The 15,450-nt window shown below is 58.5% G+C and carries 11 protein-coding genes and 1 pseudogene; all 12 read left to right on the top strand.

The window, feature by feature from the left end; all coding sequences use genetic code 11:
- Positions 1-699 (top strand): type IV secretory system conjugative DNA transfer family protein (locus tag XalbCFBP2523_RS15260; protein ID WP_146084113.1); only part of this gene is annotated, 699 nt, incomplete at its 5' end.
- A gap of 707 nt (positions 700-1,406) precedes the next feature.
- Entirely contained in the window at positions 1,407-2,564 is a 1,158-nt protein-coding gene (locus XalbCFBP2523_RS15250; RefSeq protein ID WP_146084112.1) for a beta-barrel domain-containing protein, read from the top strand.
- On the top strand, positions 2,557-4,743 hold the full coding sequence (locus XalbCFBP2523_RS15245; RefSeq protein ID WP_230598072.1) for a peptidase domain-containing ABC transporter: 2,187 nt from the start codon (positions 2,557-2,559) through the stop codon (positions 4,741-4,743). Before XalbCFBP2523_RS15250 ends, XalbCFBP2523_RS15245 begins: the two co-directional genes overlap by 8 nt.
- A gap of 70 nt (positions 4,744-4,813) precedes the next feature.
- On the top strand, positions 4,814-4,999 hold the full coding sequence (locus XalbCFBP2523_RS15240) for a hypothetical protein (protein WP_012916284.1): 186 nt from the start codon (positions 4,814-4,816) through the stop codon (positions 4,997-4,999).
- Positions 5,000-5,072: 73 nt separating this feature from the next.
- Positions 5,073-6,209: an MvdC/MvdD family ATP grasp protein gene (locus tag XalbCFBP2523_RS15235; RefSeq protein WP_146084111.1), complete on the top strand. Its 1,137-nt coding sequence runs from the start codon at positions 5,073-5,075 to the stop codon at positions 6,207-6,209.
- A 37-nt stretch (positions 6,210-6,246) separates the two neighbouring features.
- Positions 6,247-7,302, top strand: a complete 1,056-nt coding sequence (locus XalbCFBP2523_RS15230) for a DUF6624 domain-containing protein (RefSeq protein ID WP_146084110.1) — start codon at positions 6,247-6,249, stop codon at positions 7,300-7,302.
- 83 nt (positions 7,303-7,385) lie between these two features.
- Positions 7,386-8,090: a response regulator gene (locus XalbCFBP2523_RS15225; RefSeq protein WP_080928207.1), complete on the top strand. Its 705-nt coding sequence runs from the start codon at positions 7,386-7,388 to the stop codon at positions 8,088-8,090.
- A gap of 335 nt (positions 8,091-8,425) precedes the next feature.
- A complete protein-coding gene (locus XalbCFBP2523_RS15220) occupies positions 8,426-10,168 on the top strand; it encodes an ATP-dependent nuclease (protein ID WP_080928120.1) in 1,743 nt (580 codons plus the stop codon).
- Between the two features lie 429 nt (positions 10,169-10,597).
- A pseudogene (locus XalbCFBP2523_RS15215) lies at positions 10,598-11,859 on the top strand (tyrosine-type recombinase/integrase).
- A gap of 40 nt (positions 11,860-11,899) precedes the next feature.
- The gene (locus XalbCFBP2523_RS15210; RefSeq protein WP_052687943.1) at positions 11,900-12,316 is read left to right on the top strand and encodes an AAA family ATPase; all 417 of its coding nucleotides are present in this window, start codon (positions 11,900-11,902) and stop codon (positions 12,314-12,316) included.
- Between the two features lie 508 nt (positions 12,317-12,824).
- On the top strand, positions 12,825-13,421 hold the full coding sequence (locus tag XalbCFBP2523_RS15205) for a hypothetical protein (protein WP_230599087.1): 597 nt from the start codon (positions 12,825-12,827) through the stop codon (positions 13,419-13,421).
- Positions 13,418-15,450 (top strand): Tle-like phospholipase domain-containing protein (locus XalbCFBP2523_RS16465; protein ID WP_211286568.1); only part of this gene is annotated, 2,033 nt, incomplete at its 3' end. The genes XalbCFBP2523_RS15205 and XalbCFBP2523_RS16465, both read left to right, overlap by 4 nt.

Here is a 15,450-nt window from a genome sequence, read left to right as displayed (position 1 = left end):
AGCAACCCGATTGTGGACGCGGCGACCAGCGATAACGATTTCGACCTGAGCAAGTTGCGCAAGACCGTCCAGTCCATCTACGTCGGCGTCAGCCCGGCCAAACTGATCGAAGCCAAAGGGGTATTGAATTTGTTCTTCGAGCAGGCGATCAAACTCAATGGCCGCGAACTGCCCGAGCACAACCCAGAACTGAAATACCAGTGCATGTTCATGCTCGACGAGTTCACCGCGTTGGGCCGGGTGGAGATCGTGCCGGTGGCCGTGGGCTGGGTGGCCGGCTATGGCATCCGCATCGTGATCGTGATCCAGTCGATTGCGCAGTTGGAGTCGGTCTATGGCGCCGACACAGCGCGCGGCTTGATCACCAATCTCGGCGTGCGGATCGTGTTCACTCCGCGAGAGCAACGGGATGCCGAGGAATATTCGAAGATGCTGGGCGAGACCACCGTGCGCCGTCGGCAGCGCACGCAGTCATACGGCCCAGGCAACAGCCACAGCTATACCGAGGTGCTGGATCGGCGTCCGCTGATGAATCCGGATGAGGTGAAGGGACTGTCGCCGGACAAGGCCATCGTGTTCATCGAGGGGATTGGCTATCCGATCCTGGCGAACAAGATTTTTTACTACAAGGACAGCTACTTCAAGAAGCTGTTGCTGAAAGCACCGCAGGTGCCTCGGCTAGCGCTGGGCGGAGCGTAATCACGTGAGATTTTTCGGTAGAGGGCCTGCTGACCTCAAACAGCGGCTGGATGTCCTGGAAAATGCGCTACTCGATCACAAGAANGCACTGTGCGGCAGTTCGCGGCGATGCAGTCGCTGGTGGAGTCGCTGATACGCACACATCCGCGACCGGACATGATGCTGCGTTGGTGGAATCATGAAGTCCCGAAGCTGATCGATGAGGTTAGCGAGGTGCCGGAGGATATCCACGTCGAACACCAATTGGAGGCGCTTGCTTGGCAGGGGATGGTGAAGCGCTACACCTACCTGATCGAGGCGGCGGCAGACTTCTATACGCAATGTCATGAAGATGACGACTGAAACGGCGGCACCGCATCGCTTGATGACTGCGTGTCACCAGCACTCTTAATCTGACCCACCGCGGCAACTTCAAATTGACCAGCCCCCTAAATAATGGCCCTGGAATCGGAGGGGGCAGCTAGGCTATCCGAGCAGTTCTTTGCCCTAATAATTTTCCCAATAGGAACGGCAGTAGCAGCCTGACATCATTGTCTGCAGATAGCTCTTTTGACGCATTGAGTGTTAACAGGTATCGCGAGGACGACGGTGTGAAATCTAGTTTGTTCCGCAAAGAGGTCTATGAGAACAGGCGTAGCCAGCTGGTGGGTTCCATATCCTTACGGGCTCCACGGATTGGATGGGCTTTCGTGCTCTTTAGTGCGTGCGTGGTTCTCGCGATCACGCTGCTGCTCGTCCTGGGCCATTACACCCGCCGTGAGCCGGTGAGCGGGACGTTGGTGCCGACCCACGGGCTGCTCACGGTGTCCGTTCCCTCGGCAGGCTCCATCACGCGTATCTTCGTGCGCGAGGGTGATCGCGTCAGAACAGGTCAGCCGCTGCTGGAGGTGTCGGAAACGCAAAGCAGCGCATTGAAGGGTGACGTCGGGGTTGCGGTATCCGAGCAGTTGTCTTTCAAGCGCCAGCGGCTGCTGGATGATCTCACTGGCCAGGGCCGTTTGGCAGGCATGCAGCGTAAGGACATCCGGCAGCGCATTGCGCTGCTTCAGGCGCAGATCCGGCAGGTGGATGACCAGATCACAGTGCAGGTACAGCGGGCGAAGGCCGCCATGGCCCTCTACGAGCAATGGTCGAAGTATCAGGACTCGGGCGTCGTCAGCAAACAGCAGATATTGACCCAGCACGACCAGGCGCTTGAGCACCAGGCGCAGCTTATGGAGCTGCGTCGCCAGGGATTCCAGTTGCACCAGCAAATGAGCGAGCTACAGACACAGGCGGATCAGTTGCCGGACATCGTCGCCGGTCGTAACAACGAGACGGAGCGAGAGCTATCCGATGTCGCCCAGTTGATCGCGAAGAACGCCGCGCAGCATGCGGGGCTTTTGAAATCTCCGGTTGACGGCATCGTGACCAGTGCTCCTATCTATGCAGGTCAGTCCGTGGTGGCCGGTCAGCCGATGGTTGCCGTGCTGCCTGCTGCATCGACATTGCAGGCGGAGCTCTGGATACCGACGCAGGCCGTCGGCTTCATCCGGGCAGGAGAGCAGGTCGTCATCCGCTACCGTGCCTATCCCTACCAGAAGTTCGGCCAATACTTCGGTCGTGTGCAACAGGTGTCGCGCAGTTCGTTGTCGCCGTCCGAGGTCAATAAGGCAACCGGCAAGGACATCAAGGAAGCGAGCTACAGGGTGCTGGTCCGTCTGGAGAGCCAGCACGTGCAGGTCTACGGAAGACCGGAGACCTTGCGGCCTGGCATGACCCTTGACGCGGACATCTTGCTCGACCGCCGCCGGCTGTTCGAGTGGCTTTTCGATCCAATTTACAGCCTCAATCGGCGCTTGATCGAGGATCGCGAGCATGGCTGAAGAAGCATGGGGCAACACGCCATGGAGCTGGATGGACTGGCGCGCAGCAAGCCGTCTTCCCATGGTGATGCAGACGGAAGCCGCAGAGTGCGCGCTGGCGTGTCTGACGATGGTTGCGGGCTACCACGGCCATCACGCCGATCTTGCCGGCATGCGGCGGCGCTTCAGTACCTCGCTCAAGGGCGCGACGCTGTCCCGCGTGATTCATATCGCCCATTCGCTGGGCTTGGCGACGCGGGCGCTGCGTGCAGACATGCAGTATCTGCGTGATGCGGTCACTCCGTGCATCCTGCATTGGAATCTCAACCACTTTGTTGTGCTGAGCAAGGTGACGTCCAAGGGTGTGGAGATTCACGACCCAGCGCGCGGCAAGTTGCGTATGGGAATAGAGGAGGCAGGGAAACACTTCACCGGCATCCTGCTGGAGCTGATCCCAGGCGAGGACTTTGAGACGACGAAGCGCAAGGAGCCCGTGCCGCTACGACTTCTTACGGGTCGCGTTTCGGGCTGGAAGAGTGCGCTCGCTCAGGTCTTGGGTCTCGCCCTGGGCATCGAGGTGCTGGCCCTCACTCTTCCATTCCAGATGCAATGGGTACTGGACCAAGTGCTCGTGGGTTCCGATCACAATCTGCTCCTGGTGATGACGCTGGGTTTCATGCTGGTTATCGCGATCCAAGCCGGTCTGACGCTGGCGCGGGCATGGCTGCTGAGCTGGCTCGGTGCGTCCTTGAGCGCGCAGTGGACCAGCAACCTCTTCAGTCACCTCATGAAGTTACCACTGGCGTATTTCGAGAAGCGCCACATGGGCGACGTCGTGTCCCGGTTCTCATCGATTCACTCAATCCAGGCCACCCTTACGGGCAGTTTTGTCGAAGCGCTGCTGGACGGTGCGATGGGAATACTCGCGCTGGTGATTTTGTGTGTTTACAGCTTGCCGCTCACCGGCTTCGTCTTGGGAGTGTTCGCCGTCTACGTTCTGCTTCGCTGTGCGATGTACCGAACCCTCTGGCGCACGACCGAGGAGCAACTGGTGTATGGGGCGAAGCAGCAGACCGTACTGATGGAGTCCGTCCGCGGAGTACAGGCCATCAAGCTTGCCAACAAGCAGGCCGACCGCAGCGCGCGTCTCGCAAATGCCACCCTGGAGATGGCGGGTCGCGACGTGGTGGTTCAGCGCATTGCACTGTCGTTCGGTGTGGTGAACCAATGCCTTTTCGGCCTACTGCGTGCATCGCTGATCGCGCTCGGTGCCTATCTGACGATGCAAGGGCGATTCAGCGCGGGAATGGTTGTAGCGTTCGTCGCGTACGCTGACCAGTTTTCCGCGAAGATGGGCGGCTTGGTCGACAAGCTGGTCGAACTGAGAATGCTACGCCTCCATGGTGAGCGGATCGCGGACATTGCCCTGGCGTTGCCGGAGCGGAGCACGGCTACAGCGCGGAGTGGGGGACGGATCGTCCGGCCGAACCTGTCGATCAGGGGAGTCTGTTTCCGCTATGCCGAGGGTGAGCCCCTGGTGCTGAACGAGGTAGAGCTGGAAGTCGAGGCCGGGGCTTCGCTGTGCATCGTCGGTGCCAGCGGCTGCGGTAAGAGCACCCTGGCAAAGGTGATGCTCGGGCTACTGGAGCCGACTAGCGGACGGGTTGAGATCAATGGCGTGGACATTCGCCATCACGGATTGAATGCGTACCGCAGTTTGATCGGGACCGTGATGCAGGACGACGCTCTTTTCGCGGGGTCGATAGCCGATAACATCTCTTTCTTCGAGGAGGCCGCGCACCTCGACGACATCGTTGCCGCAGCCCGCCTTGCCCAGATCGACAGGGAAATCGAAGCCATGCCGATGGGCTACGAGTCGTTCGTGGGCGACATGGGATCGTCGTTGTCCGGCGGCCAGAAGCAGAGAATCCTGCTCGCGAGAGCGCTCTACAAGAAGCCGCAGATTCTCGTTCTGGACGAGGCCACAAGTCATCTGGACATGGACTGCGAACGCCGCATCAACAACGAGATCGCGCGTTTGGACATCACCAAAATCATCATCGCGCACAGGCCCGACACAATCGCCAGCGCGGATCGGGTGCTGGTCCTGCGAGGCGGCTGCGTCATCAGCGACCGCCTGGGCGAAGGCGGATTGAAGCTGGAGGCGGTAAGTCACCGACCCACAGAAATTTCAGGGTGAACCATCCTGGATGCCGACGGCAGCGCGGCCTTCGCTGCCAATCATGTGTTTTTTCATAAGGAGCAGAAAAATGCAGAACGACAACAACAAGCGGGTGATGGGCTATGTGCATGCGCGCGAACTGAGCAACGAGGAGATCTCGCAGGTCTCCGGTGGCGATGACGACGATGGTGGCCACTGCCCGAAGAAGAACCGCACCAAGGTCACCACGGGTACCGGTGGCGGTGGCACGGGCGAAACGCTTTGCGATTACTGATGCGTCGCTAAAGCATGATTGTCGGAGGGTCCAGTTCGCTGGGCCCTCCCTGTCCCAGCACTGGCACATGGATATGAGCAAAGAAAGCGGCATCAACCTCCTCATCGTTTCTTACGCAGATGACTCTCATGCGCTGGCTGTTGCGGCGGCGATGGAGATGTGTGGGCACAACTGTGTCATTTGGAGCGAACCCAAACTGGCTGGCGAGAGCGTAGGCAGCATTGCGCTTGGAGAGCGCGAGATCAGGTGGAGCGTGTGTGGTAGGAACTATGGGCCATCGGACTTCGACTTGGTTTGGCTGCGTCGCATCGGCAGCATCGCGTTGCCAGAATGGATGCATGCCGATGACCGAAAGTTTGCCGCTGCGGACAACGCTGCATTTTTCGGGTTCTTCTGGTCACCATTGTCGGTCTCGGCCCGATGGATTCATTCGCCGGCCTCTCGCTTGAATGGCGAAAGCAAAATTCAGCAACTGCAGCACGCCTATGGCTTGGGCTTCAAGATTCCCCCTACGTTGATCAGCAATGATCCCGATGAGATCGTGCAGTTCATCGAGGCTTGCAAGGCAAGGGGCCAGGGGACTGTCTTCAAGACCTTCGGGTCCATGACATGGTTCGAGAAAGGCCGTGTGCTGGAGAACTACACATCGGAGATCGTCGTTGGAGATCTGATCGACATGGACGTCGTTCGCGCCGTCCCGGCCATCTACCAGTCCCACGTTAGAAAGGAGTACGAGGTGCGCTCTACCTTCTTTGGGGGGCGGGAGTATTCGGTTCGCATCGACTCTCAATCGACAGATGCCGGCGCTATCGACTGGCGCGCCATTGACAACTTGCAGGGTGTCTTGAGTCCAACCAAGCTACCCGCAGCAATCCATGATAAATGTGTCGCTCTTTTGGATGAGATGTCACTGAGCATGGGGTGTTTTGACTTCATCGTGGATCGCTCAGGCGATTTCGTTTTTGTCGAAGTGAATCAGCAAGGGCAATTTCTCTGGATTGAAGACTACCTACCTGAGATGAGGGCATTGGCTGGATTCTGCGAATTTGTCATCGGTCTGGTGCCAGGCCAACCGCAGCCCGGAGCCATTGACTTCAACAGTTTGGTGTTGCAGCGTATCTGCGACTCCAGCCGGTACAAGCAGCTGGCCCGGCAGCTTGCCGCGTTCGGAACAGTCGATACGAAACATCTTGATAAGTACCTAGGGTGAAGCCGCGATGCGTAGACTCACAAGGGTTTGGATCTGTTTGTTTCTCGGCGTCTTGGTGGCGTCCGCGCACGCTACAGGGATCGCTCAGCCGGATGTGCGGGACAAACTTCTGGCCTTCCAAGCCAAGGCGAGCGGTGGGCCTCTCAAGCCAGAAGAGCTGCGCGAAGTGGCAAAGGTGCTGGATGGTGGAGTACCGACCGAAGGCCAAGTCGGATGCGAAGGGGTCAATGCCCTCGGCCCCATTGTCCTCGCTTTGCGTGGCGACAGGAAGTTACAGCGAATGCTCATGGACGCGCTGTACGAGCGTGTGGGGGATGACGTCGATCCAAGGGGTTACGCCGCGCTGGTCGACCGCGTGTCGCTTTCGCGCGGCAAAAAGCAGACTTTTGGTGCGTTTCCTGAACTCAAGGACGGAGTGCTCAAATTGCCGCAGGGTTTGAACGCGATGACCGTGAACCAGGATCGCGATAATTTGGGACTGGCTCCGATTGCGCTGGACCTTCGTGCCGCCAACGACCTGATCGCTGTCGGAATACCCTACGATCAGGTGATCGGTGCGACCGCCTTGTGCCAGCGACTGCCACCCATCACGCATGCCGATCTTAGGCGCTCTCTGGATGAGCGGTACGCGAGAGACCAGCAGTTGAGAGAGGTGTGGGATCAGGCGGGAACAGGCGCAGACTCCGAGGAAGCGAAGGCCGCTGATGCGGACGACGCCAAAAACGCGGTGTTTGTGGCACAGGTGCTCAAGGAGCATGGCTTCCCTGACGCGCAGATGGTCGGTCGCAAGGGCGTCATGGAGTTCTTCATCCTTGTGCAGCACTCCCACAGCCCCGAGTTGATCCGCGACGCACTCGCACAGGCACGCCCGCTGATGCTCCGTGGCGAGATGGTGCGCCATGACTACGCGCTGATGATCGATCGGCTGCGCATGTACCAAGGAAAGGACCAGATCTACGGTTCCCAGTTCAGCGAGAATGGTGGAAAGGTCGAACCGTATCCGATCCAGGACAAAGCATCGCTGGATCAGAGGCGAGAGGTCATGGAGATGGAGCCGTTCGATTCCTACATGCGATCTATGCAAAGTAAGTGAAATGGGACGTGCAGTGCGCAGCAGCAAGACTGCCGCAGGCCGGCGCGGATGGGAATGTTGGTTGAGCGATGGAACATGCAGTGATGGACTGGGCGACCAACGGTGGGCCTGCCGGCCACAAGGGAACGGGCCACGCGGATGCGAGGCCCCTGAAGTATTTCATCGCCGACGATCACCCGTCGACGACATTCGCGGTGATGCAACTGCTTTCCACGGTTTTCGCCGTGCCGGACTCGCACTGCGTCACCTTCCATGGGAGCGCGCTGCTGCTGGATGCCTGCGCGAATCGTCCCGGCGATGAGATCCGGCTGGTGGTTCTTGACCTGGTGATGCCCGGCAAGCTTAAGTGGGTGCGTCTGGTACAGGCGGTAATGGCGGCAGATCCGACAGCACAGGTGCTCGTCTACACCGCAGAGGAAAGCGCATTTCTCGCGAATGCGGTGTTCCAGGTCGGCGCTTTGGGGTATGTGGCAAAGACGAGTGCCGCGACGGAACTCGCCAAGGCCATCGAGGCGGTTGGCTCGGGGTGTCGCTATCTGGACAGCCGCATCGATCTGGACAACATCAAGGCGCATCCTTGGACGTCGTTGACGGACGCCGAAAGGTCGATCCTGCTCGCGTTCAGCCGTGGCGAGAAGGCTGCGGAGATTGGAGAGCGCACTGGGCGCAGCTACAGCACGGTGACGACACACAAGTACAGCGGATTGGCCAAGCTCGGGTTGCGTGATGGCAGCGACCTGCTCCCGTACCTCTACGCGAACGGTCTGCATTTCGAACTGGAAACGTGATGGCTGTTCGAGCAGGTAGACACTTAGCTGCCGCTGTGCGCGTAGCGCATGCCGCCAGCGGAACCATGACGGCGGATTGGGTTGTAGGACATCTCGATGTGGTCAAACTTTTAGGGGGCAGTTCAAAGCCGGGGCGGTTCAGTAGAGTTCGTACGACGCTACGCGCAACGAGGATCCTGATTGTCTACGGAGTCCTGAGCGTATCAGTCCTCAGTTTTGGAGATAATCATCTTCAACTTATGTGTCGACAAAAGTTAGAATAGGACAGGCAACACTCCATAGAATTCTGCGATGTAGCGCCAGTCTAGGCGTGGGGAAAACAGAGGAGATAAGGGATGCCAATTACAAGCGTCAAGGTGAAAGGCTACAGCTGCTTCACGGGCGACTGGTGCGGCTTTGACCAGTTTAAGCCAATTACGGTCATCATCGGAAGGAATAATGCCGGCAAGTCACAGCTGTTGAATCTTGTAGGTCACTTGTGCGATACAAGCGGCCAACGACTCTCCGAAACGGACTCTTTTCTGTTTGAGGGGATTATCATGGAAGACGAGCTTCGTCATTACTTTCATGAAGGCCGCCGTGACGAGAGTATGGATGGTGATCAGTGGGTGCATAACGGTGCGCTGTATGCTAATACCTACATAAAATGGTCGAAGGGTCTTCAGATAGAAATTATGAAAATGCAGCCTCATGAGGGAAATGGCTATGGCGGAAAAGTTAATTATCGCCCAGGCCCAGGAGTATTTCATGCGCTACTGCTAACGCTTTCCAAGATTTCTAGTCCCTTCGCGAACAAGCGCTTTTTCCACTTGATGGCAGATCGCGACATTCGTCCGGAGATTGCGGAAAAAAGCCTCGATCTCTTACCCGATGGTCGAGGCGCAACAAATATTATTCGCGATTACTTGATCAACGCAAGAAAGATATCAACCAGTCGTCCGATCATCCAGAATGAGCTTAAAAATGCCCTCAACAAGATATTTGGGCCTGATGGCGAGTTCTTGCAGATCTTCATCCAGCAGCATGATAAAAATTCTGGAGTTGCCACCGATGGGCAATGGGAAGTCTTCTTGGAGGAGGAGCGCAAGGGGTTGATCTCGCTCACTAATTCAGGCAGCGGCCTTAAGACGGTGATCCTGGTTCTTCTCAATCTTCTGGTGATGCCAAAAATTGAGAGTATAAACCCTGCGGATTGCGTTTTTGCGTTTGAGGAGTTGGAGAACAATCTGCATCCTTCGCTTCTCAGGCGTCTGCTTAAGTTCATTGATGCTTTTACGCGGGAGTATCAATGCTCGGTCTTCTTCACCACGCACTCTAGCACTACGCTTGATCTCTTCAGTCGTGCCGAGCACGCCCAATTCGTCCGGATATCTCATGATGGAAAGAGTGCCAGTACCCAGACCATCGACAGGTTTTTCGATCAAGCCCATATAGTGGGAGAGCTTGGCGCTAAGGCTTCAGACATCCTACAGGCCAATGGCATCATCTGGGTGGAGGGACCGTCAGATGCGATCTATCTCAACCACTGGATCGAGATCTTCTCTGGCGGACGCCTGCTCGAAGGTCGCGATTACGCATGTGCGTTTTATGGGGGCTCATTGCTTGCAAGAACCACACTCTCGGAGCCAGGTGTCGGCGGAGATGGTTTTGTAAATCTCATCCCACTTAATCGCAACGTTGCTCTCATCTGCGATAGCGATCGAAGCTCCAAATTTACTCGACTCAAGCCGCGCGTCAAGAAAGCTCAACATGCCATCGGGGAGATACCTGATGCGGTGATTTGGATTACGGCCGGCAGGGAAATCGAGAGCTACTTGCCCGGCTCTGTTCTTTCAGCGGCGCTTGGCAAACCAAGCGCAGTCGATCCTGATCAATACGAGTTGTTCTTCCCCAGCACCAAGAAGGCAGCGAAAGGCAATTCTTACTTGGAGGACAAGCTAGGGCTCAAGACAATCGACAAGGTCGAGCTAGCCCTCTCAGCACGACCGCACATGACCAAGGAAGTGATGGAGACTCGTCTGGATTGGACTAACCAGATGACAGTACTCACCAACGCCATTCACAAATGGAATGGCTAGAAAGAAATCACGGCTTCGCGACGCGTACTAGGACAGATTTCAGTAAGTGATCCAACCGATCATCGTGGAGTCTGGTCGGTTTGAGTCAGGGGTTGATGGCCTGTTTTGTTCGCTGCAGCCAGTAGCTGGTCTAGGCTTCGTCGTGTGCGACGACGGGTCGTTATGCTCCCGTGTCAGCCTTACTCATGAGTTCGAATCCATGCCAATGTTTTTGGAGAATAGGTTGAAGCTGGGTGTGCGACTGCACCACCAAATTGACTTGCCGAAACATCCCGGAAGTTACCGGGAGTCGCGTATTTTCGGAGTTTCCCTTTCTCTGATGCCCTGTAAGCTCCCCGAGCATCGCTGGATATCACGCAAGTTTGGCGGTAGGTTTGGCGGTATGCGTTGGCCCTACTGGGTTCGTACCGCCAAACGGATGCCGCCAAGATGCCCAAGCGAATTGCCCCGCTGTCCCCGTCCCAAGTTCAGAATGCCAAGTCGCAGGCGAAGCCGTACAAGTTGCGAGACGGGGGGGGCTGTTGCTGCTGGTAAACCCGGATGGAGCCAAGCTCTGGCGCTGGGATTACCGTCGCCCCGTGACGGGCAAACAGAACACCATCGGCTTGGGTGCATTCCCTGCGGTGAAGCTGGCGGAGGCTCGCGAGCTGGTCCGGCAGGGACGAAAGCTGCTGGCGAAGGGGATTGACCCCAGCGGGCAGCGCAGAGCACAGCAAGCGGCGGCGAGGGTGCACGCAGCCAACACGTTTGCCGCGGTGGCCGCCGAGCTACTGGCCCAGCGCGCGAAGGAGTTAGCGATCGGTTCCGCTGTCCGGGAGCGCCGCCTGCTGGACAAGGATTTGGCTCCGTACATCGGCGAGCGTCCCATTGCCGAGGTGACTTCTCCGGAGTTGCTGGCGGCGCTACGGAAAATCGAGGCGCGTGGGGCGGTGGAGACGGCGCACCGCGCGCGGATGCTGGCCGGTCAGGTGTTCAAGTACGCCGCAGCCACAGGCCGCGTGCCCACCAACTACAACCCGGCCGCGGACCTGATGGGCGCGTTGGCGCAGCCGGAGGGCCGGAACTTCGCCACGGTTTACGATCCGCAGAAAGGGCGCGACGATCTGAGCAAGGTGGCCGAGTTGCTGCGCGCGCTGTACAGCTACCAGGGAACGCCTGTCGTGCAGGCCGCTCTACAGATGGCTTCGCTGACATTCGTTCGCCCTGGCGAGCTTCGGCAAGCCCTTTGGACCGATATCGACTTGGGCGCTGCGGAGTGGCGCTACATTGCCAGCAAGACGAAGCAACCGCATATCGTGCCGCTGTCCGTGCAGGCGGTGGCGATTCTGCGCGAGCTGCACCCGCTTACCGGGCGAGGGCAATATGTGTTCCCCAGTGTGCGCGGAAAGGGGCGGCCGATGAGCGAGAACGCGGTCAATGCCGCGCTGCGTTACATGGGCTTTGACGGGGAGACGATGACCGGTCACGGCTTCCGGGCACTGGCGCGTACTGTGCTGGACGAAGTGTTGGGCTTCCGGCCCGATTACATTGAGCATCAATTAGCCCACGCCGTGAAAGATGCGAACGGCCGGGCCTACAATCGCACGGCACATCTCGCTGAGCGCCGCAAGATGATGCAGACATGGGCGGACTACCTGGATGGTCTGCGCACGGGATCGAACGTGATTCCACTGTTTACCAAAACAGGGTGATTGTGGTTCAAGGCGGTCTTTCAGCAAGGGAGCGAAGGACGTGGTGCTGTTGGTCATCGATCGCATCGTCTCTGCCGTGGCCGGCGACTCGCACAAAAATGCCGAGGTGCGGTGTGGATTGCAACCGCTGGTCGATCTTGCCAGGAATCAAGGCTGCGCGCTGTTAGGCATCACCCACTTCACCAAGGGCATGGCATGCCGTGAGCCAGTGGAACGTATTACCGGCTCTCTGGCTTTTGGTGCATTGGCCCGGCTGGTCATGGTGACGGCCATAACCCAAGCGAGAGACGGCGAGGTGGCCAAGCGGTTCCTGGCGCTAGCCAAGTCGAACATCGGCCCGGACGGTGGCGGCTACGTGTACGACTTGCAACAGATGGAACTGCACGATTTCCAAGGCATCATTGCATCGTCAGTGCGATGGTACGCTCCCTTCAATAAAACGGGACAACTCGATTGATGGCATGCAGACCTGGGATCAATGAACGCCATCAACTTGCCCGAACTAACCCGCGCAGGCATCGCGTCGCCACGGTGACGGATAGGCTTTTCAGGACGTTGCCACCTGTATGCAGGTAGATCGAACGTGGCGCAGACATCACAACGCAAGACATCGGATGCTCAAGAATCTGGTTGCCAGTGTCGTGTTCGCACGAAGCGACACTGTAAGAAAATTCCTACCCCACTGCAGCCAGTTCCCTGATATCCATCGGCTGCCACCTACGCGATGCTGGGCATGCCGGACGCGGCCCCATGATGGCCGCTCATCCCGCGTGGCGTCTGAGCAGCGCCAAGCCGGCACCGCGCTATCGCGATCACGCACTGGGTAGTAGGCTGTTTCTTTCCCTTCCCAAAGGTGAAACCATGGCTGTGCGACCTCCTTTTGCCACGCCGTCCCGTGCAGCACCCACGATTGTCCTGATCGCCGTGCCGGCCACGCACCTGGGCGACCGATCTGGACTGACCGCATGAAAGCACGATCCGCCCTGACGGCATTCCCACTTTTTATCACCCTGACGACAGGATGTTCCATGGCACACAGCGATCCCCACAATCCCGCGAAGAATCCGCATCCTGTCAAGCGCTACGAAGTCATCGCCACATCCCATGCACCGGGGCCGTGGGATTCAATTGAGGGCTACATTTACTACGACATCATCAATACGAAATGCGTGCCTATGAAGCCGTTTGTTGGGGAGCAGGACGTGCCTGATACCAGGGTCGATATTTCCATGATCCGTGTAGACGACCACACGTGGAAGGGGTATTTCTACCGTGATGCCTTTCAGGATGAGGACTACTATAAGCTCGGGGTCTGCCACTGGGATGCAATGAACGCGGGTGTAAGCGCGATGAGGCAAGGGGTAAGGTTCAATTGGGTCGGCATGTTGGACGAACTCCTACGCGGCAGTACGGAGAGACGCTATTTCAAGAAGAGCGTGTACGGCGATCTTTCTTTCGTTCCCTATGGAGCACCAGACCTAGATCCTGCAGATGATGAAGTGCTTCAACACCCCGATGCTTATTTCCCTGTGACCATTGCTGTCAAGGAAGCCATGCCATGAATCCAGTTGATCAGGCTCGCGCCGATGCTGCCAATGAATCATACAAAAGTCGTTCGCAAAGCGAGGTCGACAAGCCTAAGCGCATACATCTGGGCGGTCAGGATTACAATGTTTTCGGTTACGCAAGTGATTCGATTACCGGCTTTCATGCCACCGCTTATAAAAGTCTCGCGAAGCCGTATAACATCATCATCGCCTACCGCGGCACTGATCCCGCTTTATTTTCCGGTGAGACCAAGGCGGAACAAGCGAGCCATGCCCTCACCACTCTCCAGGACATCGCCGTCGATGCCACGATGGTGCGCGATGCCGTCAATCCACAAAAAGCCGCCGCCGATGCATTCACGGCGCAGATGCTCGCCAAGGCTGCCAAGCAGGGCATCCCCAAAGACCATGTGACCGTCGCCGGTCATTCGCTCGGCGGCGCACTGGCGCAGATCGAGGCTGCCAAATACGGCCTGGCCGGCTCCACCTACAACGCCTACGGCGCAAGGGGGCTGACCGATGGCGCGCCGCAGCCCGGCTGCCACGTCACCAATTACCGCATGGCCGGCGATGTGGTGAGCGCGGCGAGTCCTCATGTCGGCAGCATGGTGTCGCTGGCCAGTCATGAGGATGTGCAGAACCTGCGCACTGGCCGTTATCTGGAGGCGCCCGTCGGCGCACCACCACCGAATGTGCTGCTGGCAATGCGACTGGGCGATCACGGTGGCGTCCAGTACTTCGGCAGCAAGAGCCCAGACAACGTCCTGGCACCGCAGCATTTCAGCGAAGCGTCGCAGCGCTACGCGGACCATCAGAGTGCCTTCGAGCATTTCACCTGGGATGTGTCTCACGAACGTGCCGAATTGTCCCAGGCGCTACGCCAGATGCGCGCGCACCCTGGCCAGACCCATCTGCCAGCGGACATCCAGCGGCAGGTGAACGAATACATGGCGTTGAACGTGGACTCGTCGCTGCGCGATGCCATCGAACATAACGCGCCCTTGCAGGGGACAGCACACGGCCTGCACTATGCAGGGGATGCCGCACGCTTGGTGGGCCATGCGGTACACGACATGGACGAGCGCATGGCCTCGGCGATGCAGCGTGCTGGTGTGGCTGCCTTTCCCTTGAGCCCTATGGCGCCGCTGGCCGGTGAGGCGGCGAGCGCAGCGGCGCACCTGCACGGGCGGGTCGCAGCGGCTGCGGGCCACTTCGTCGGCGATCAATTCGAGTCAGCCAAAAACACTTTCGAACAGAGTGCGCACCATCTTGCCGAGGCGGCGCAGCGGGCCATCCATGATCCTGACGTCCAGGCGGCAGGAGCTAACGTCGTGAACCGTGTGGTCGACACCTATCACGACGCGCAGGCCGCCGCGCACGCCGTTGGGCAAACATACGATGCGGCCAAGCAAACCGTCTCGCGCGGCATAGTTGCAGTCGAACACAGCGCCGGGCAGGCTTACGACACGCTGACGCATCCTGGGCAGTGGTTCCAACACAGTGCGCCAGCAGCGTCGATCCATCCAGCATCGACGAACGCGGACACGTCTTCATCCTCATCCTCATCCGCGTCCACACCGCTCCCGGCCACGGACAGGCACACGGCCCTGCAGGAAGACCATGCCGTCCAGCAGCGCCAGGAACACATACGGCAGGCGCAGCAACAGGCAGCGCAACTGGCGCAAGCCCACCGGCAGACACAACAGCCATCCGCTCACAGCGCCCCGGCCCATGAAAAACCAGCCAGCGTGGACATGCAGGAGCAGGCGCGGATCGCGCAATTGCAGCAGCACGAACAGCAAGCGCAGGCAGCGCGCGAACAGCAACACCAGCTAGCGCAGCACCACGCGCAGTTGCACCGCCAAGCCATGGATGCGCAGCAACGCGAACACGAACAGCACTACAGCCAAGACCCCCGGTCGCATCAACACGAACAGCGCCAAGCGGGCGAAGCGATGTTGTATACCCCGCCGACGCGCCCACCGCGTTCGGATGAGCATCTCCAAGACTTCCGTCATCCGGGCCATGCGCTGCACTCGCGCTA

The sequence above is a fragment of the Xanthomonas albilineans genome (assembly GCF_002939705.1).
GTDB classification, from domain to species: Bacteria; Pseudomonadota; Gammaproteobacteria; order Xanthomonadales; family Xanthomonadaceae; genus Xanthomonas_A; species Xanthomonas_A albilineans.
Note: the sequence above shows the minus strand (reverse complement) of the source record. Positions and strands in the feature narration are given on the sequence as shown.